This window comes from Burkholderia cepacia ATCC 25416, assembly GCF_001411495.1.
GTDB lineage: Bacteria > Pseudomonadota > Gammaproteobacteria > Burkholderiales > Burkholderiaceae > Burkholderia > Burkholderia cepacia.
The window spans coordinates 909,718-925,489 of sequence record NZ_CP012981.1 but is presented as its reverse complement, the minus strand read 5'-3'; the positions used below and the strand labels follow the sequence as shown (position 1 = coordinate 925,489).

Sequence of the window (15,772 nt, the reverse complement as noted above, 5' to 3'; positions counted from 1 at the left end):
CTGCGCAGCCCAAAGGGTACGGTGCGCGGCGACAGGAATGTGTTACCGGCGCGAGCGGCCGGTTTACCGGCCATTACGGCTCGCTGGCCGGAAGACGGGCGGGCGATGCCGGCCGTGCGGAGCGCGGCCGGGGTTCGGACGAAACAGTCAGGAAGGCAGGCGGAAGGCGCGCGCCGTCAGTGGCAGCGCGCGGGCAGCGGGAGCGGTTCGGCGGCGGGCCGCCATGTCGACGGCTCCGTCGCGGCCGGCTGGCCCGTGCGGCGCGCACCGTCTTTCGCGTTGCGCTGCCGGCGATGATCGAACCATGCCACCCCGAGCGCCGCGAGCGAGCCGCCCGGCACCACCAGCATCGTCACGTACAGCGCGATCTTCCAGCCGCGGTGCGGCCCGGAAAACACATGGTGAGCGGTATCGGTCAGGTTGCGGCGCAGCGCGCCGGCGGCATTTTTCAGGAACAGCATCGCGAACATCCTCGGGTGCCCGGCAGCGCGGGCGAATCGGTCAGAACATAGTCTCCGGCAGTGCAACATGCACGTCGTAACTGGTAGTCTCGAATAATATTGACTAAGCAATCAATTTTCAAGATACTGGGCGCGTCCAAATCCGAAACGCACTATTGCTGCGCGCGCAATCGCATGACCGGCGGCCTCTACGATCCCGAGAACATCACGCTGGAAACGAGCCTCGGCTATTACCTGTCGAAGGCGAAGCAGGCGCTCGTCGAGCGGATGGATCGCGCGCTCGAGCCGCTCGACCTCACCGCGCAGCAAATCGGCGTGATCCTGCTGCTGGCGCGCGGTTATGCGCGTACACCGTTCGAGCTGTCCCGCAAGATGTCGTACGACAGCGGCTCGATGACCCGAATGCTCGACCGGCTGGAACGCAAGGGGCTGATTGCCCGTTCGCGCAGCGAGCAGGACCGCCGGATGATCGAGCTGACGCTGACCGAACGCGGCGCCGAAGCCGCCCGTGCGCTGCCGTCGCTGATCGCGACCGCGCTCAACGCGCAGCTCGACGGTTTCTCGGCCGACGAGCTTGCGACGCTCACCGGCCTGCTGCAACGCTTCATCGCCAACGGTCCCGGCACGGCCGGCTGCCCGAAACCCGACGACGAAGCGGACTGCTGATGTGCGCGGAGGCCTCCATGTCTAGGTTAAGCGTTCGCTTATTTATCTGTCTGGGCAGAAGATGACAGGGCACGCGCTCCCCTTTTCCCTTTATCCGTTCCACCCGGCCGGGCTGCGCTGCGGCGCACACCCGTGCGTTGTGCCGGCGCGTCGCGCGCGCCGCGTCTAGGAGATTTCGATGTCCGCCACCACGGCATCCGCCGCCTCCCCCGCCGCCGAACCCGCGCCGCTGTCCGGCGGCGCACTCGCGCTACTCACCGTCGGGCTGGCGCTCGGCACCTTCATGGAAGTGCTCGACACGTCGATCGCGAACGTCGCGGTGCCGACCATCTCGGGCAGCCTCGGCGTCGCGACGAGCGAAGGCACCTGGGTGATCTCGTCGTACTCGGTCGCGTCCGCGATCGCGGTGCCGCTTACCGGCTGGCTCGCGCGGCGCGTCGGCGAGGTGCGGCTGTTCACGCTGTCGGTGCTCGCGTTCACGATCGCGTCGGCGCTGTGCGGCCTCGCGACCAACTTCGAGACGCTGATCGCGTTCCGGCTGCTGCAGGGCCTCGTGTCGGGGCCGATGGTGCCGCTGTCGCAGACGATCCTGATGCGCAGCTACCCGCCCGCGAAGCGCGGGCTCGCACTCGGGTTATGGGCGATGACGGTGATCGTCGCGCCGATCTTCGGCCCGCTGCTGGGCGGCTGGATCAGCGACAACTACACGTGGCCGTGGATCTTCTACATCAACCTGCCGATCGGCATCTTCTCGGCGACCTGCGCGTATTTCCTGCTGCGCGGCCGCGAGACGAAGACGACGAAGCAGCGGATCGACGCGATCGGCCTCGCGCTGCTCGTGATCGGCGTGTCGTGCCTGCAGATGATGCTCGACCTCGGCAAGGACCGCGACTGGTTCAACTCGACGTTCATCGTCGCACTCGCGCTGATCGCGGTCGTGTCGCTCGCGTTCATGCTCGTGTGGGAGGCGACCGAGAAGGAGCCGGTGGTCGACCTGTCGCTCTTCAAGGACCGCAACTTCGCGCTCGGCGCGCTGATCATCTCGTTCGGCTTCATGGCGTTCTTCGGCTCGGTCGTGATCTTCCCGCTTTGGCTGCAGACGGTGATGGGCTACACGGCGGGCAAGGCCGGCCTCGCGACCGCGCCGGTCGGGCTGCTCGCGCTCGTGCTGTCGCCGCTGATCGGCCGCAACATGCACCGGCTCGACCTGCGGATGGTCGCGAGCTTCGCGTTCATCGTGTTCGCCGGCGTGTCGATCTGGAACTCGACGTTTACGCTCGACGTGCCGTTCAACCATGTGATCCTGCCGCGTCTCGTGCAGGGGATCGGCGTCGCGTGCTTCTTCGTGCCGATGACGACGATCACGCTGTCGAGCATCTCCGACGAGCGGCTCGCGAGCGCGTCGGGGCTGTCGAACTTCCTGCGCACGCTGTCGGGCGCGATCGGCACCGCGGCCAGCTCGACGTTCTGGGAGAACGACGCGATCTACCACCACGCGCGGCTGTCGGAATCGGTGAGCGTGTATGCGCAGAGCACGACCGACTACCAGGGCGCGCTGTCGCAGCTCGGCATCGTCGGCCAGACGGCCAACGCGCAGCTCAACCAGCTCGTCACGCAGCAGGGCTTCATGATGGCGACCAACGACTTCTTCCTGCTGTCGGCCTTCATGTTCGGCGCGCTCGCGGCGCTCGTGTGGATCACGAAGCCGAGGAAGGGGGCGGGGCCGGCGATGGGGCATTGAAATCGGTGGGGCTGTCGGCGGAGGGGCTGGCCTTGCTTGATTTGCTTGATTGAACTAAGCTAACGAAATATTTGAACTTAGTTCAATTGGGGAATGCGATGCACACCTACAACATGCATGACGCGAAGACGAACCTGTCGCGTTTGATCGACGAAGCCGTTCATGCCGGCGAACCGTTCGTGATCGCGAAAGCGGGCAAGCCGCTCGTCAAGGTGGTCCCGATCGATACGCCGGATCCCGTCCGGCCGAGCCGGATCGGCTTCATGAAGGGGCAGATCCGTGTTCCGGACGATTTCGACACGATGGGGAGCGACGAAATCGGCAAGCTGTTCGAGGGTGACGCATGAAGTTGCTGCTCGATACACACCTGCTTCTTTGGGCGGCAGCCGGTGCGGCCGAACTGCCCGCCCGCGCCGGTGCGCTCATCGAGGATCCCGCCTGTACACCGCTTTTCAGCGTCGCGAGCCTCTGGGAGATCGTCATCAAGCGTGGCCTGGATCGCGACGATTTCCAGGTGGACCCAAACGTGCTCCGTCGCAATCTCCTCGATGTCGGCTACGTGGAATTGCCGATCACGAGCGCACACGCACTTGCAGTCGAACAACTGCCGTCGATCCATCGAGATCCGTTTGACCGTCTCCTGGTCGCGCAGGCGATCTCGGAAGGCATTACGCTGCTTACGCACGACCATACTGTCGCCCGCTATCCGGGCCCGATCAGGCACGTCTGAGTGCGCCGGGCATCGCCCGGCCGTCACGCCCTCGCCCGCAACCCGCCGAACGCCAGATCGTCGCCGGGCGCGATGGGCAGCGTCGCCCGCGCGACGTCGAGCCACGCGCGCGCCGCGTGCGACAGATACCCCTTCTTCAGCCAGCCGAGCGCGATCGCCCACGTGATTTCCGGCTCGACGATCGGCCGGCACGTGAACTGGCCCGCGTCGAGCCGCCGGCAATACGGCTCGGGCAGCAGCGCGATGCCGACCCCCGCATGCACGAGCGCGGCCATGAAATCCCAGTGGCCGCTGCGGCTCACGATCGACGGCGTGAAGCCGGCCTGCCGGCACGCGTCCAGCACCGCGTCGTGCAGCGCGAGGCTTTCCGCGTAGAACACGAACGACTCGCGCGCGAGATCCGCGAGCGGCACGGCCGCGTGATCCTCCCAGCGCGACTCGCGCGGTGCGACGAGCCACAACGGCGCACGCACCATCGGCAGCCGTTCGAAGGTGCCGGGATCCACCGGCTCCAGCAGCCCGCCGAGTTCCAGTTCACCCGACGTCAGCGCGGCCTCGATCATCCGCGCGCCCTGCTCGAACAGCTTCAGCTCGATGTTCGGGTAGCGCTGCTTGTACGCGGCGATGATCGGCGTGAACAGCGAGCCGCCGAGCGGCGGGATGCCGATCGTCAGCTCGCCGCGCCCGAGCGTGCCGAGATCGTTCAGCTCCGACTGCAGCTGCGCCTGCGCGGCGAGCACGTCCTGGCCGCGCTGGAACACGATCCGCCCCGCGTCGGTCAGCACCATCTGTCGACCGTCCCGCAGCAGCAGCGGCGAACCGATCTCGTCCTCCAGCGCCTTCACCATCTTGCTGATGGTCGGCTGGGTCACGAACAGCCTGTCGGCGGCCGCCGTGAAGCTCTGCTGGCGAACCACCTCGACGAAGTACCGCAGTGCGCGCAATTCCATCGATCACTCCCCAGATTGGTGCAACAAACTCAATCAGAATTCCGAATTGGAATGATAAGGATAGAGACAAGTCATTTTATTTATGGTTAGGGGAAACCCTATACTCCTCCCATCGACGCAATATCTGTATGGAGCCTGCCATGACCAAGACGACCGCTACCGCCGCCGCCCGCCCCGCCGCTTCGGGCAGCATCGCGCACACGGGCCGGATCGTGCTGCAGGCCGCCGCGCTCGGCGTGCTGTGGATGGCGGTCGACTGGGCCGTGCGCAGGATCGGGCTGCCGATTCCGTCCGGCGTGATCGGCCTCGCGGTGCTCCTCGTGCTGCTGTTCTCGGGCCGCGTCGCGCCCGCGTGGGTCAAGGACGGCGCGAACTGGCTGCTGTCCGACATGCTGCTGTTCTTCGTGCCGGCCGCCGTCGCGGCCGTGCAGTACGGCGGGTTGTTCCGCGAGGACGGCTGGCGCATCGCGCTGGTGATGCTCGCCGGCACCGCTTTCGTGATGGTCGCGGTGGCCGTCGCGGTCGACCTCGCCGCGAAGCTCGAGCGCCGGCTCGCCGCGCAGCGCGTGTTCGCCGAACGCCGCCGCGCGCGCCTCGCCACCGTGTCCGCCCACTGAGCCGGAGCCTGCCATGTTGCCGCTGCTGTCGAGCCTGTCCGTCGACCAGGTGAATACCGCGATTTCCGTCGGCTGCTTCGTGCTGACGGTCGCGCTGTATTTCGCGTCGAAGCGGCTCTACGCGTACAGGAAGACGCTGCTGTTCTCGCCGCTCGTGTTCGTGCCGGGCGTGCTGGTGCTGCTCGTGCTGCTGACCGGCATCCCGTATTCGGTCTACTTCCGCGACACGCGCTGGCTGATGTGGCTGCTCGGCCCGGCGACGATCGCGTTCGCGGTGCCGATCTACGACTATCGCGACCTGATCCGCCGCCACTGGCTGTCGCTGTCGGTCGGCGTCGCGGTCGGGATCGGCGCGGGCGTGTGCGGCTCGCTGCTGCTCGCGAAGCTGCTGCACCTGTCGCCCGAGCTGCAGCGCTCGCTGATGACGCGCTCGGTCTCGACCCCGTTCGCGCTCGCCGTCTCCGACAAGATCCATGCGCCGAAGGACCTCACCGCCCTCTTCGTGATCGCGACCGGCATCTGCGGGATGCTGCTCGGCGAGATCGTGCTCGCGCTGGTGCCGATGCGCACGCGGCTCGCGCGCGGTGCGCTGTTCGGCGCGGCCGCCCACGGCGTGGGCACCGCGAAGGCGCGCGAGATCGGCAGCGAGGAAGGCGTCGTGTCGAGTCTCACGATGATGATCGCGGGCGTCGCGATGGTGCTGATCGCGCCGCTGCTGTCGCTGTTGCCGATCTGACGTTGTCCGGGCGGGCGCCACGGCTCGCCCGCCCCACCGCTCCTCGCCTTTCCCGCCCGACGGAGCGCCGGCCCGCCGCCCCCGGCCGGTTTCCCCCGCCGTTCCTGCCCTGCACCGAGCCGCGCCGGCCGACAATCGGCTGAGATAGCCGCAAATCCCCCCTCTTTTCCGCCCATCAGGCTCGGCCCGGATGCCGAACAATGCATGCTACGAGACATCACGCACGCATCCACATGGCCTCCACGACCGCAAACCCGACCGCCGACAAGCCGGCTTCGTCCGGCAAGTTCAAGCGCATCGCGCTCATCGCCGTCATCGCGCTGGGCGCGGCGGCCGCCGCAGCCGGCGGCATGTACGTGTTCCTGAGCAAGGAAGGCGTCGGCCATGCGAGCGCGCCCGCCGAGCCGGCGCCGCTGGCCGCGCCGGTGTTCTTCCCGCTCGACCCGCTGACCGTGAACCTGCAGTCCGACGACGGCGCGCAGCACTACCTGCGCGTCGGCCTGTCGCTGAAGCTCACCGACCCGAAGGCGCAGGAGCAGCTGACCGCGCGGATGCCCGAGATCCGCAGCCGGATCCTGCTCGCGCTGTCGAACAAGCATCCCGAGGATCTGGCGACGCCGGACGGCAAACGTTCGCTCGCGAAGGAACTGCGGGAACTGATCGAGCAGCCGACGCAGCCGGGCAACCAGCGCGCGAAGGTCGACGACGTGCTGTTCACCGAATTCGTCGTCCAGTAACGCGGCCGCGAAAGGAGCGCGTATGGGCCACCAGGAGTTCATGTCCCAGGAGGAGGTCGATGCCCTCCTCAAGGGCGTCACGGGCGAAACCGATGCAGTCGACGAGCAGCGCGACACGTCGGGCGTCCGCCCCTACAACATCGCGACGCAGGAGCGGATCGTCCGCGGCCGGATGCCCGGCCTCGAGATCATCAACGACCGCTTCGCGCGCCTGTTGCGGATCGGCATCTTCAACTTCATGCGGCGCACGGCGGAAATCTCCGTCAGCCAGGTGAAGGTGCAGAAGTACAGCGAGTTCACCCGCAACCTGCCGATCCCGACGAACCTGAACCTCGTGCACGTGAAGCCGCTGCGCGGCACGTCGCTGTTCGTGTTCGACCCGAACCTCGTGTTCTTCGTCGTCGACAACCTGTTCGGCGGCGACGGGCGCTTCCACACGCGCGTCGAGGGCCGCGATTTCACGGCCACCGAGCAGCGGATCATCGGCAAGCTGCTGAACCTCGTGTTCGAGCACTACACGACCGCGTGGAAGAGCGTGCGGCCGCTGCAGTTCGAATTCGTGCGCTCGGAGATGCACACGCAGTTCGCGAACGTCGCGACGCCGAACGAGATCGTGATCGTCACGCAGTTCTCGATCGAGTTCGGGCCGACGGGCGGCACGCTGCACATCTGCATGCCGTACTCGATGGTCGAGCCGATCCGCGACGTGCTCGCATCGCCGATCCAGGGCGAGGCGCTCGAAGTCGACCGCCGCTGGGTGCGCGTGCTGTCGCAGCAGGTGCAGGCCGCCGAGGTCGAGCTGACCGCGAATCTCGCCGAGATCTCGTCGACCTTCGAGAAGATCCTGAACCTGCGCGCGGGCGACGTGCTGCCGCTGGAGATCGAGGACACGATCACCGCGAAGGTCGACGGCGTGCCGGTGATGGAATGCGGCTACGGAATTTTCAATGGTCAATATGCGTTGCGCGTGCAGAAGATGATCAGCGCGGGCGACTCGATGAAGGAAGGTGGATATGAGTGAGCTGAACCAGACGCCCGAGGACGACGCGCAAGCGATGGCCGACGCGGCCCTCGCGGCCTCGGCCGCCGCCGCGCAGGCGGCGCCGGCCGCAGCGGAGGAAGATCCGGGCATGGACGACTGGGCCGCCGCGCTCGCCGAGCAGAACCAGCAGCCGGTGCAGCCGGGCGCGACGGGCGCCGGCGTGTTCCAGCCGCTGTCGAAGGCCGCGGCCAGCTCGACGCACAACGACATCGAGATGATCCTCGACATCCCGGTCAAGATGACCGTGGAGCTCGGCCGCACGAAGATCGCGATCCGCAACCTGCTGCAGCTCGCGCAGGGTTCGGTCGTCGAGCTGGACGGCATGGCCGGCGAGCCGATGGACGTGCTCGTGAACGGCTGCCTGATCGCGCAGGGCGAGGTGGTGGTCGTCAACGACAAGTTCGGCATCCGCCTGACCGACATCATCACGCCGGCCGAACGCATCCGGAAGCTGAATCGATGAACGTGGCGAAGCCCGGCCGCCGTGCGCGCGTCGCGAGCGCGGTGGCGGCTGTCGCGGCCATCGCGGCGTCGCTCGCGTGCGCACCGGCCGGTGCCGCCGACATGAACGCGGTGAACAACGCCGGGGCGATCGCGTCGAGCGTGACCGTCGGTTCGGCCGCGCCGTCGCTGGGCATCGGCGCGGTGCTGCAGACCCTCGTCGGGCTCGCGGTCGTGATCGGTCTCGTGTTCGCGTGCGCGTGGCTCGCGCGCCGCTTCGGCTTCCAGCACGTGCGCCGCGGCGGCCCGCTGAAGGTCGTGTCGAGCGTCGCGGTGGGCGCCAAGGAAAGCGCGACGATCGTCGAGATCGGCGACACCTGGCTCGTGCTCGGCGTCGCGCCGGGCAACGTGCGACTGCTGCATGCGCTGCCGGCCGGTTCGGCGGCGGCCGGCGCGACGACCGCCTCGACCGGCGCACCTTCCGGCGCCGCGCCGTCCGAAGGCGGCCTGCCCGGCACGTTCGGCTCGCGGTTTCGCGACGCGCTCGCGGGCGAAGCCGCGAAGCGCCTCGGTCGCGGCAAGGACCGCTGACATGGCGCCGCGCCCTCTTTCCGACCCCGCATTTCGATGAAACACGCATTCCTGCATCGCGCGGCGCGCTTCGCGCCCGTGCTGATCCTCTGCCTCGCCCCCGCGCTCGCGTGCGCGCAGGCGAACGGCCTGCCCGCGTTCAACGCGAGCCCGGGCCCGCACGGCGGCACCACCTATTCGCTGAGCGTGCAGACGATGCTGCTGCTCACGATGCTGTCGTTCCTGCCGGCGATGCTGCTGATGATGACGAGCTTCACGCGCATCATCATCGTGCTGTCGCTGCTGCGCCAGGCGCTCGGCACCGCGACGACGCCGCCGAACCAGGTGCTCGTCGGCCTCGCGATGTTCCTCACCTTCTTCGTGATGTCGCCGGTGCTCGACCGGGCCTACAACGACGGCTACAAGCCGTTTTCCGACGGCTCGATGCCGATGGAGCAGGCCGTGCAGCGCGGCGTCGCGCCGTTCAAGACCTTCATGCTGAAGCAGACCCGCGAGACCGATCTCGCGCTGTTCGCGAAGATCTCGAAGGCCGCGCCGATGCAGGGCCCGGAAGACGTGCCGCTGTCGCTGCTGGTGCCCGCGTTCGTCACGAGCGAGCTGAAGACCGGCTTCCAGATCGGCTTCACGGTCTTCATCCCGTTCCTGATCATCGATATGGTCGTCGCGAGCGTGCTGATGTCGATGGGGATGATGATGGTGTCGCCGTCCACCGTGTCGCTGCCGTTCAAGCTGATGCTGTTCGTGCTGGTCGACGGCTGGCAGCTGCTGATCGGCTCGCTCGCGCAGAGCTTCACGTAAGCCGCGGAGGAAACGCACGATGACGCCCGAACAGGTGATGACCCTCGCGCACCAGGCCATGATGGTCGGCCTGCTGCTCTCCGCCCCGCTGCTGCTGGTCGCGCTCGCGGTCGGCCTCGTCGTGAGCCTGTTCCAGGCCGCGACGCAGATCAACGAAGCGACGCTGTCGTTCATCCCGAAGCTGCTCGCGGTCGCCGCGACGCTCGTGATCGCCGGTCCGTGGATGATGACGACGATGCTCGACTACCTGCGGCAGACGCTGCTGCACGTCGCGACGCTTGGCGTCGGCTGAGCCGCGCGCGCACGATCCGGCGGCGATGTTCTCGGTTACCTACGCGCAGCTCAACGGCTGGCTCACGGCGTTCCTGTGGCCGTTCGTGCGGATGCTTGCGCTCGTCGCGACCGCGCCCGTCGTGGGCCACGCATCGGTGCCCGCGCGCGTGAAGATCGGCCTGGCCGCGTTCATGGCGCTGGTCGTCGCGCCGACGCTCGGCGCGATGCCGGACGTCACCGTGTTTTCCGCGCAGGGCATCTGGATCCTCGTCACGCAGTTCCTGATCGGCGCCGCGATGGGCTTCACGATGCAGATCGTGTTCGCGGCCGTCGAGGCGGCCGGCGACTTCATCGGGTTGTCGATGGGGCTCGGCTTCGCCACCTTCTTCGATCCGCACACGAGCGGCGCGACGCCCGTGATGGGCCGCTTCCTGAACGCGGTCGCGATGCTCGCGTTCCTCGCGGTGGACGGCCACCTGCAGGTGTTCGCCGCGCTCACCGCGTCGTTCCAGTCGCTGCCGGTGTCGGCCGACCTGCTGCACGCGCCCGGCTGGCGCACGCTCGCCGCGTTCGGCACGACGGTATTCGAGATGGGGCTGCTGCTCTCGCTGCCGGTGGTCGCGGCGCTCCTGATCACGAACCTCGCGCTCGGCATCCTGAACCGCGCGGCACCGCAGATCGGCGTGTTCCAGATCGGCTTTCCCGTCACGATGCTCGTCGGGCTGTTGCTCGTGCAGCTGATGGTGCCGAACCTCGTGCCGTTCGTGTCGCACCTGTTCGACATGGGGCTCGATGCGATGGGAAGGGTGTTGACCGGCTGGCGCTGAGCGCATCCCGCCCCCGTCGGCCGCCTGTTCCGGCCCCCCGTTGCTGGAAAACCCCTAAAGGTTCCACTGTCCCGCGAAAGGTTGCGGAAGGTTTCACGTCCCTATACTCGTCGCAACGATGCAGCAAGCATCGCGCCTGACGAATACAACGAACGGAGACAACCCGATGCGACCCATCCTGCGCACCCTCGCCGTGGCAGCCAGCCTGAGCTGCGCGCTTGCCGCCCACCCCGCCCTCGCCGACGACGGCGGCAAGATCACGATCATGGTCGGCGGGATCGCGAAGCTCATCTACCTGCCCGCGCGGCTCACGCAGGAACTCGGCTACTTCAAGGACGAAGGGCTCGACGTCGAGCTGCTGTCGCAGCCGGCCGGCGTCGACGCGGAAAACGAGCTGCTCGCGGGCGCCGTGCAGGGCGTCGTCGGCTTCTACGACCACACGATCGACCTGCAGAGCAAGGGCAAGGACGTGAAGGCGATCGCCGTGTTCGGCCAGGTGCCGGGCGAAGTCGAGATGGTGTCGACCAAGGCCGCGCCGACCTTCAAGTCGATGGCCGATTCGAAGGGCAAGACGCTCGGCGTGACGGGCCTCGGCTCGTCGACCAGCTTCCTCACGCAATATCTCGCGCTGCAGCACGGCGTGCCGTCGACGCAGTACACGATGCTGCCGGTCGGCGCCGACGCGAGCTTCATCGCCGCGATCAAGCAGGGCCGCATCGACGCCGGCATGACGACCGAGCCGACGGTATCCGCGCTCGAGAAGATGGGCGACGCGAAGGTGCTGGTCGACCTGCGCACGCTGGAAGGCACGCGCGCGGCGCTCGGCGGCACCTACCCGGCCGCGAGCCTGTACGTGCAGTCGGCCTGGGCCGATTCGCACAAGGCGCAGGCGACCAGGCTGGCGCATGCGTTCGCGAAGACGATGCAGTTCATCCACACGCACAGCGCCGAGGAAATCGCCGCGAAGATGCCGGCCGACTATCAGAAGGACAAGGGGCTGTACGTGAGCGCGCTGAAGGCGTCGCTGCCGATGTACACCGCCGACGGCAGGATGCCGGCCGACGGCCCGGCCACCGTGCTGAAAGTGTTGTCGGCGTTCAACCCGTCGGTGAAGGGCAAGCATATCGACCTGGCGCGCACCTACACGAACGATTTCGTGAACGCGAAGTGATCGATCCCGATAGCGGCGCGGGCGGCGGCGATCCCGCCGCCTTGCGTGCCCCGTTCCGGCCCGGTTGACCGGCCCGGCGTCGCCACGGTGCGGCGCCCTCCTCACCCGCAGGACGAATGCGATGAACCAGGCAGTCTCCCCGAGCACACCGGCGATCGAGTTTCGCAACGTGTCGTGCCGCTTCATTTCGCCGGAAGGCAAGGCCACCGTCGCGCTGCGCGACTTCAGCATGAGCGTCGCGCGCGGCGAGTTCATCGCGATCGTCGGGCCGACCGGGTGCGGCAAGTCGACGACGCTGAACCTGATCACCGGGCTGCTCAAGCCCGCGTCGGGCGAAGTGCGCGTGATGGGCCGCCCGGTCGACGGGATCGACCCGCGCATCGGCTTCGTGTTCCAGGCCGACGCGGTGTTCCCGTGGCGCAACGTGATCGACAACGTCGCGGCGGGCCCGCTGTTTCGCGGCCGCTCGAAGGACGTCGCGTATGCGCAGGCCGAGGAATGGATCCGCAAGGTCGGCCTCGACAAGTTCACGAAGCACTACCCGCACCAGCTCTCCGGCGGGATGAGAAAGCGCGTCGCGCTCGCGCAGACCTTCATCAACCAGCCGGAAATCCTGCTGATGGACGAGCCGTTCTCCGCGCTCGACATGCAGACGCGCACGCTGATGCAGGACGAGCTGCTGCAGCTCTGGTCCGCGAACAAGGGTTCGGTCGTGTTCGTCACGCACGATCTCGAGGAGGCGATCGCGCTCGCCGACCGCGTGTTCGTGCTGACCGCGCGCCCCGCGACGCTCAAGCGTGTGTACGAGATCGACCTGCCGCGCCCGCGCGTCACGTCGGAGATCCGCTACGACACGCGCTTCATCGAAATTTCCAAGGACATCTGGCACGACCTGCGCGAAGAAGTGCAGATCGGCTGACGCATACGCCGCACGGCAAGGACAGCAAGGACAGGAGCATGACCGACATGACGCTTCCCCCCACCGCCATCCCGGCGAAGTCGCTCGACGACGAGTCGCGCGCCGCGCAAACCCGGCTGCGCCGCCGCCGGCAACTGATCATCGGCCTGCGGATCGCGGTGCTCGTCGTCGTGCTCGGCGGCTGGGAACTCGCCGCGCGGCTCAAGTGGATCGACCCGTTCTTCTTCTCGCAGCCGACGCTGATCTTCGCGCAGATCCAGGACTGGTTCGTCAACGGCACGTCGCAAGGGCCGCTGCTCACGCAGGTGTGGGTGACGCTCGAGGAAACCACGATCGGCTTCCTGATCGGCTCGGTGGCCGGCGTGATCTGCGGGATCGTGCTCGGCCGCAACAAGCTGATGGCCGACGTGTTCGGCCTGTACATCCAGATCGCGAACTCGATTCCGCGCGTCGTGCTCGGCTCGATCTTCGTGATCGCGCTCGGCCTCGGGATGGCGTCGAAGATCGCGCTGGCCGTCGTGATGGTGTTCTTCGTCGTGTTCGGCAACGCGTTCCAGGGCGTGCGCGAAGCCGACCGCTACCTGATCGCGAACGCGCAGATCCTCGGCGCGTCGCGCCGGCAGATCACGACGTCGGTCGTGATCCCGTCCGCGCTCTCGTGGATTCTCGCGAGCCTGCACGTGAGCTTCGGTTTCGCGCTGGTCGGCGCGGTCGTCGGCGAATTCCTGGGTTCCAAGCAGGGCATCGGTTTGCTAATCTCCACCGCCCAGGGCGCGTTCAACGCGAGCGGCGTGTTCGCGGCGATGATCGTGCTGGCCGTGGTCGCGCTGGCCGCCGACTACCTGCTGACCTGGCTCGAGAAGCGGCTGCTGAAGTGGCGGCCCGCGGCGTTCTGAACGCCGCCGGCGCACGCCTGACATGACACTTCCGACCGCGCCGGCGCTCCCGGCGCGGTTCGGCATTCCGGAGAAGGAGCGCAACAGGATGGCGCACAGCCTGCGCGGGCGATTGCTGTGGTGGCTGCTGCTGCCGCTCGCGGTGTTCGTGCTGATCGCGGGCGCGATGTCGTACGACACCGCGCGGACCACGGCCGCGCTCGTGCAGGACAGCGCGCTCGTCGCATCCGCGCGCACGATCGGCGAGGACGTCGAATGGCGCAACGGGCTGCCGGTCGCCGACGTGCCGCCGGCCGCGCTGGAGATCTTCGAATCGCCGTCGCAGGATTCGGTGTTCTACAAGGTGATCGACGGCCACGACCGCCTGCTGGCCGGCACGCCGGCACTCGACGTGCCCGCACGGCACGGCATCGAGCCGACGCTGTACGACACGTCGCTCGACGGCGTGCCGCTGCGCGCGGCGGCCTACGATCGCCAGCTTTACGACGAGGGGCAGATCGAGACGGTCACGGTCGTCGTAGCGAAAACGACCCGCTCGCGCAACGCAATGGTCGCCACGATCTGGCGGCCGCAGCTCGTGCGCCTGTCGCTGATGCTGATGCTCGCGGTGGTGCTCGTCTACCTCGGCCTCACCTTCGAGCTGCGCCCGTTGATGAAGCTGAAGGACGATGTCGCCGACCGCGGGCCGATGGAGCTGGAGCCGATCCGCCCCGAGCGGCTGCAGCACGAGCTGCGGCCGATCGTCGACGCGATCAACCAGTGCATCGCGCGGCTCAATACGCATACGGCCACGCAGCGCCGCTTCATCGCGGACGCCGCGCACCAGCTGCGCACGCCGATCGCGGTACTCGACACGCAGATCCAGTACGCGCAGCGGCGCGGCCACGACGATGCGGAACTCGCGTCGGTGCTCGACAGCATGCAGCGCAGCAGCCGCAAGATGGCCGACGTGACCGACAAGCTGCTGCTGCTCGCGCATGCGGAAGCGACGCCGTCGACGCTCTTGACCCATCGCGTCGATCTCGCGGCCGTGGTGTCGAGCGTGCTGGAGGAAACGATCGTGCTCGCGCAGCGGCGCGACATCGACCTCGGCGCCGATCTCGGCGAGCGGCTCGACGTCGCGGGCAGCGACAGCCTGCTGACCGCGCTGGTGATGAACCTCGTCGACAACGCGGTGCGCTACACGCAGCCGGGCGGCTGCGTGACGGTCGCCGCGCGGCGCGACGGCGACGCGATCGTGCTCGACGTGATCGACAACGGCCCCGGCATTCCAGCCGAGGCGCGGCCGCACGTGTTCAAGCGCTTCTACCGCGTGTCGGCCGACACCGAGGGCTCGGGCCTCGGGCTCGCGATCGTCCGCGAGATCGCGCAGGCGCACGGCGGCAGCGTGTCGCTTGCGCCGGGGCCCGGCAATCGCGGTATTGTCGTAACCGTACGGCTGCCCGCCTACGATTGAAGAGATGTCGTCATGAAACTCCTGCTGGTCGAAGACAACGCCGAACTCGCGCACTGGATCGTGAACCTGCTGCGCGGCGAGGATTTCGCGGTCGACAGCGTCGGCGACGGCGAACGCGCGGACACGGTGCTGAAGACCGAACGCTACGACGCGGTGCTGCTCGACATGCGGCTGCCCGGCATCAGCGGCAAGGAAGTGCTCGCGCGGCTGCGGCGGCGCAACGACAACGTGCCGGTTCTGATGCTGACCGCGCACGGCTCGGTCGACGACAAGGTCGACTGCTTCGGCGCGGGCGCCGACGATTACGTCGTGAAGCCATTCGAGTCGCGCGAGCTGGTTGCGCGGATTCGCGCGCTGATCCGCCGGCAGGCCGGCGTCGGCACGACGCAGCTCGTGTGCGGCGATCTCGTCTATGCGTTCGGCACGCGCGAATTCCGCTGCGGCGAAACGGTGCTCGCGCTGCGCCGCCGCGAGCACGCGATCCTCGAGACGCTGATGCTGCAGCAGAACAAGACGGTATCGAAGGCGCGGCTGATGGACAGCGTGTTCGCGCTCGACGACGAGCCGAGCGCCGACGCGATCGACATCTATATTCACAGGCTGCGCAAGCATCTCGCGGGCAGCACGGCCGAGATCATCACGCTGCGCGGGCTGGGTTACATCCTGCGCATGAAGAGCGCGCACGACTGACGGGCACGCACCCGCCGCACCGGACGTCGA

The 15,772-nt window shown here is 67.8% G+C and carries 20 protein-coding genes; 18 read left to right on the top strand and 2 right to left on the bottom strand.

Going from position 1 to position 15,772, the window contains the following annotated elements:
* Window positions 1-176: 176 nt before the first annotated feature.
* Complete coding sequence (locus tag APZ15_RS04190; protein ID WP_048023998.1) at window positions 177-461, bottom strand: hypothetical protein; 285 nt, start codon at window positions 459-461, stop codon at window positions 177-179.
* Window positions 462-635: 174 nt separating this feature from the next.
* Between APZ15_RS04190 and APZ15_RS04185 the strand changes: the two genes are divergently transcribed.
* From APZ15_RS04185 to APZ15_RS04170, 4 genes are all read left to right on the top strand, one after another.
* Window positions 636-1,127, top strand: coding sequence for a MarR family winged helix-turn-helix transcriptional regulator (locus tag APZ15_RS04185; RefSeq protein ID WP_027788745.1), 492 nt, complete (start codon window positions 636-638; stop codon window positions 1,125-1,127).
* A gap of 178 nt (window positions 1,128-1,305) precedes the next feature.
* Window positions 1,306-2,868, top strand: coding sequence for a DHA2 family efflux MFS transporter permease subunit (locus tag APZ15_RS04180; protein ID WP_027788746.1), 1,563 nt, complete (start codon window positions 1,306-1,308; stop codon window positions 2,866-2,868).
* 98 nt (window positions 2,869-2,966) lie between these two features.
* Entirely contained in the window at window positions 2,967-3,215 is a 249-nt protein-coding gene (locus APZ15_RS04175) for a type II toxin-antitoxin system Phd/YefM family antitoxin (RefSeq protein ID WP_027788747.1), read from the top strand.
* Window positions 3,212-3,598 carry a type II toxin-antitoxin system VapC family toxin gene (locus APZ15_RS04170; RefSeq protein ID WP_027788748.1) on the top strand — a complete coding sequence of 129 codons (387 nt, stop codon included), beginning with the start codon at window positions 3,212-3,214 and terminating at the stop codon, window positions 3,596-3,598. The genes APZ15_RS04175 and APZ15_RS04170 overlap by 4 nt, the downstream gene beginning before the upstream one ends.
* 23 nt (window positions 3,599-3,621) lie before the next feature.
* Here APZ15_RS04170 and APZ15_RS04165 read toward each other — a convergent pair whose 3' ends face one another.
* On the bottom strand, window positions 3,622-4,548 hold the full coding sequence (locus APZ15_RS04165) for a LysR family transcriptional regulator (RefSeq protein WP_027788749.1): 927 nt from the start codon (window positions 4,546-4,548) through the stop codon (window positions 3,622-3,624).
* Window positions 4,549-4,688: 140 nt separating this feature from the next.
* Between APZ15_RS04165 and APZ15_RS04160 the strand changes: the two genes are divergently transcribed.
* The 14 genes from APZ15_RS04160 to APZ15_RS04095 all read left to right on the top strand — a co-directional run bounded on the left by APZ15_RS04160 (window position 4,689) and on the right by APZ15_RS04095 (window position 15,742).
* The gene (locus APZ15_RS04160) at window positions 4,689-5,165 is read left to right on the top strand and encodes a CidA/LrgA family protein (protein ID WP_027788750.1); all 477 of its coding nucleotides are present in this window, start codon (window positions 4,689-4,691) and stop codon (window positions 5,163-5,165) included.
* Between the two features lie 13 nt (window positions 5,166-5,178).
* Window positions 5,179-5,901: an LrgB family protein gene (locus tag APZ15_RS04155; RefSeq protein ID WP_027788751.1), complete on the top strand. Its 723-nt coding sequence runs from the start codon at window positions 5,179-5,181 to the stop codon at window positions 5,899-5,901.
* A gap of 200 nt (window positions 5,902-6,101) precedes the next feature.
* On the top strand, window positions 6,102-6,638 hold the full coding sequence (gene fliL / locus APZ15_RS04150; protein ID WP_049097223.1) for a flagellar basal body-associated protein FliL: 537 nt from the start codon (window positions 6,102-6,104) through the stop codon (window positions 6,636-6,638).
* 22 nt (window positions 6,639-6,660) lie between these two features.
* Complete coding sequence (fliM, locus tag APZ15_RS04145; protein WP_027788752.1) at window positions 6,661-7,659, top strand: flagellar motor switch protein FliM; 999 nt, start codon at window positions 6,661-6,663, stop codon at window positions 7,657-7,659.
* Window positions 7,652-8,143 (top strand): flagellar motor switch protein FliN, encoded by a 492-nt coding sequence (gene fliN / locus APZ15_RS04140; protein ID WP_021162235.1) that lies wholly within the window; start codon window positions 7,652-7,654, stop codon window positions 8,141-8,143. The genes fliM and fliN overlap by 8 nt, the downstream gene beginning before the upstream one ends.
* On the top strand, window positions 8,140-8,712 hold the full coding sequence (fliO, locus tag APZ15_RS04135; RefSeq protein WP_027788753.1) for a flagellar biosynthetic protein FliO: 573 nt from the start codon (window positions 8,140-8,142) through the stop codon (window positions 8,710-8,712). Before fliN ends, fliO begins: the two co-directional genes overlap by 4 nt.
* Before the next feature lie 36 nt (window positions 8,713-8,748).
* Entirely contained in the window at window positions 8,749-9,510 is a 762-nt protein-coding gene (fliP, locus tag APZ15_RS04130) for a flagellar type III secretion system pore protein FliP (protein WP_027788754.1), read from the top strand.
* A gap of 19 nt (window positions 9,511-9,529) precedes the next feature.
* Complete coding sequence (gene fliQ / locus APZ15_RS04125) at window positions 9,530-9,802, top strand: flagellar biosynthesis protein FliQ (protein WP_021162238.1); 273 nt, start codon at window positions 9,530-9,532, stop codon at window positions 9,800-9,802.
* Window positions 9,803-9,827: 25 nt separating this feature from the next.
* Entirely contained in the window at window positions 9,828-10,610 is a 783-nt protein-coding gene (fliR, locus tag APZ15_RS04120; RefSeq protein ID WP_027788755.1) for a flagellar biosynthetic protein FliR, read from the top strand.
* A 166-nt stretch (window positions 10,611-10,776) separates the two neighbouring features.
* A complete protein-coding gene (locus APZ15_RS04115; protein ID WP_027788756.1) occupies window positions 10,777-11,781 on the top strand; it encodes an ABC transporter substrate-binding protein in 1,005 nt (334 codons plus the stop codon).
* A gap of 121 nt (window positions 11,782-11,902) precedes the next feature.
* The gene (locus APZ15_RS04110; protein WP_027788757.1) at window positions 11,903-12,700 is read left to right on the top strand and encodes an ABC transporter ATP-binding protein; all 798 of its coding nucleotides are present in this window, start codon (window positions 11,903-11,905) and stop codon (window positions 12,698-12,700) included.
* A gap of 38 nt (window positions 12,701-12,738) precedes the next feature.
* Window positions 12,739-13,596, top strand: coding sequence for an ABC transporter permease (locus APZ15_RS04105; protein WP_088611334.1), 858 nt, complete (start codon window positions 12,739-12,741; stop codon window positions 13,594-13,596).
* An 88-nt stretch (window positions 13,597-13,684) separates the two neighbouring features.
* The gene (locus APZ15_RS04100; protein ID WP_027788759.1) at window positions 13,685-15,052 is read left to right on the top strand and encodes a sensor histidine kinase; all 1,368 of its coding nucleotides are present in this window, start codon (window positions 13,685-13,687) and stop codon (window positions 15,050-15,052) included.
* Window positions 15,053-15,064: 12 nt separating this feature from the next.
* A complete protein-coding gene (locus APZ15_RS04095) occupies window positions 15,065-15,742 on the top strand; it encodes a response regulator (RefSeq protein WP_027788760.1) in 678 nt (225 codons plus the stop codon).
* Window positions 15,743-15,772 lie beyond the last annotated feature (30 nt).

Excerpts from the sequence above, each read along its gene's own strand:
- fliL (WP_049097223.1), top strand. The coding sequence starts at position 6,102 with ATGCATGCTACGAGACATCACGCACGCATCCACATGGCCTCCACGACC.
- APZ15_RS04165 (WP_027788749.1), bottom strand. The coding sequence starts at position 4,548 with ATGGAATTGCGCGCACTGCGGTACTTCGTCGAGGTGGTTCGCCAGCAG.
- APZ15_RS04155 (WP_027788751.1), top strand. The coding sequence starts at position 5,179 with ATGTTGCCGCTGCTGTCGAGCCTGTCCGTCGACCAGGTGAATACCGCG.
- fliN (WP_021162235.1), top strand. The coding sequence starts at position 7,652 with ATGAGTGAGCTGAACCAGACGCCCGAGGACGACGCGCAAGCGATGGCC.
- APZ15_RS04175 (WP_027788747.1), top strand. The coding sequence starts at position 2,967 with ATGCACACCTACAACATGCATGACGCGAAGACGAACCTGTCGCGTTTG.
- APZ15_RS04185 (WP_027788745.1), top strand. The coding sequence starts at position 636 with ATGACCGGCGGCCTCTACGATCCCGAGAACATCACGCTGGAAACGAGC.
- APZ15_RS04095 (WP_027788760.1), top strand. The coding sequence starts at position 15,065 with ATGAAACTCCTGCTGGTCGAAGACAACGCCGAACTCGCGCACTGGATC.
- fliQ (WP_021162238.1), top strand. The coding sequence starts at position 9,530 with ATGACGCCCGAACAGGTGATGACCCTCGCGCACCAGGCCATGATGGTC.
- APZ15_RS04115 (WP_027788756.1), top strand. The coding sequence starts at position 10,777 with ATGCGACCCATCCTGCGCACCCTCGCCGTGGCAGCCAGCCTGAGCTGC.
- fliR (WP_027788755.1), top strand. The coding sequence starts at position 9,828 with ATGTTCTCGGTTACCTACGCGCAGCTCAACGGCTGGCTCACGGCGTTC.
- fliM (WP_027788752.1), top strand. The coding sequence starts at position 6,661 with ATGGGCCACCAGGAGTTCATGTCCCAGGAGGAGGTCGATGCCCTCCTC.
- APZ15_RS04190 (WP_048023998.1), bottom strand. The coding sequence starts at position 461 with ATGCTGTTCCTGAAAAATGCCGCCGGCGCGCTGCGCCGCAACCTGACC.
- APZ15_RS04100 (WP_027788759.1), top strand. The coding sequence starts at position 13,685 with ATGGCGCACAGCCTGCGCGGGCGATTGCTGTGGTGGCTGCTGCTGCCG.
- APZ15_RS04170 (WP_027788748.1), top strand. The coding sequence starts at position 3,212 with ATGAAGTTGCTGCTCGATACACACCTGCTTCTTTGGGCGGCAGCCGGT.
- APZ15_RS04105 (WP_088611334.1), top strand. The coding sequence starts at position 12,739 with ATGACCGACATGACGCTTCCCCCCACCGCCATCCCGGCGAAGTCGCTC.
- APZ15_RS04110 (WP_027788757.1), top strand. The coding sequence starts at position 11,903 with ATGAACCAGGCAGTCTCCCCGAGCACACCGGCGATCGAGTTTCGCAAC.
- fliO (WP_027788753.1), top strand. The coding sequence starts at position 8,140 with ATGAACGTGGCGAAGCCCGGCCGCCGTGCGCGCGTCGCGAGCGCGGTG.
- fliP (WP_027788754.1), top strand. The coding sequence starts at position 8,749 with ATGAAACACGCATTCCTGCATCGCGCGGCGCGCTTCGCGCCCGTGCTG.
- APZ15_RS04160 (WP_027788750.1), top strand. The coding sequence starts at position 4,689 with ATGACCAAGACGACCGCTACCGCCGCCGCCCGCCCCGCCGCTTCGGGC.
- APZ15_RS04180 (WP_027788746.1), top strand. The coding sequence starts at position 1,306 with ATGTCCGCCACCACGGCATCCGCCGCCTCCCCCGCCGCCGAACCCGCG.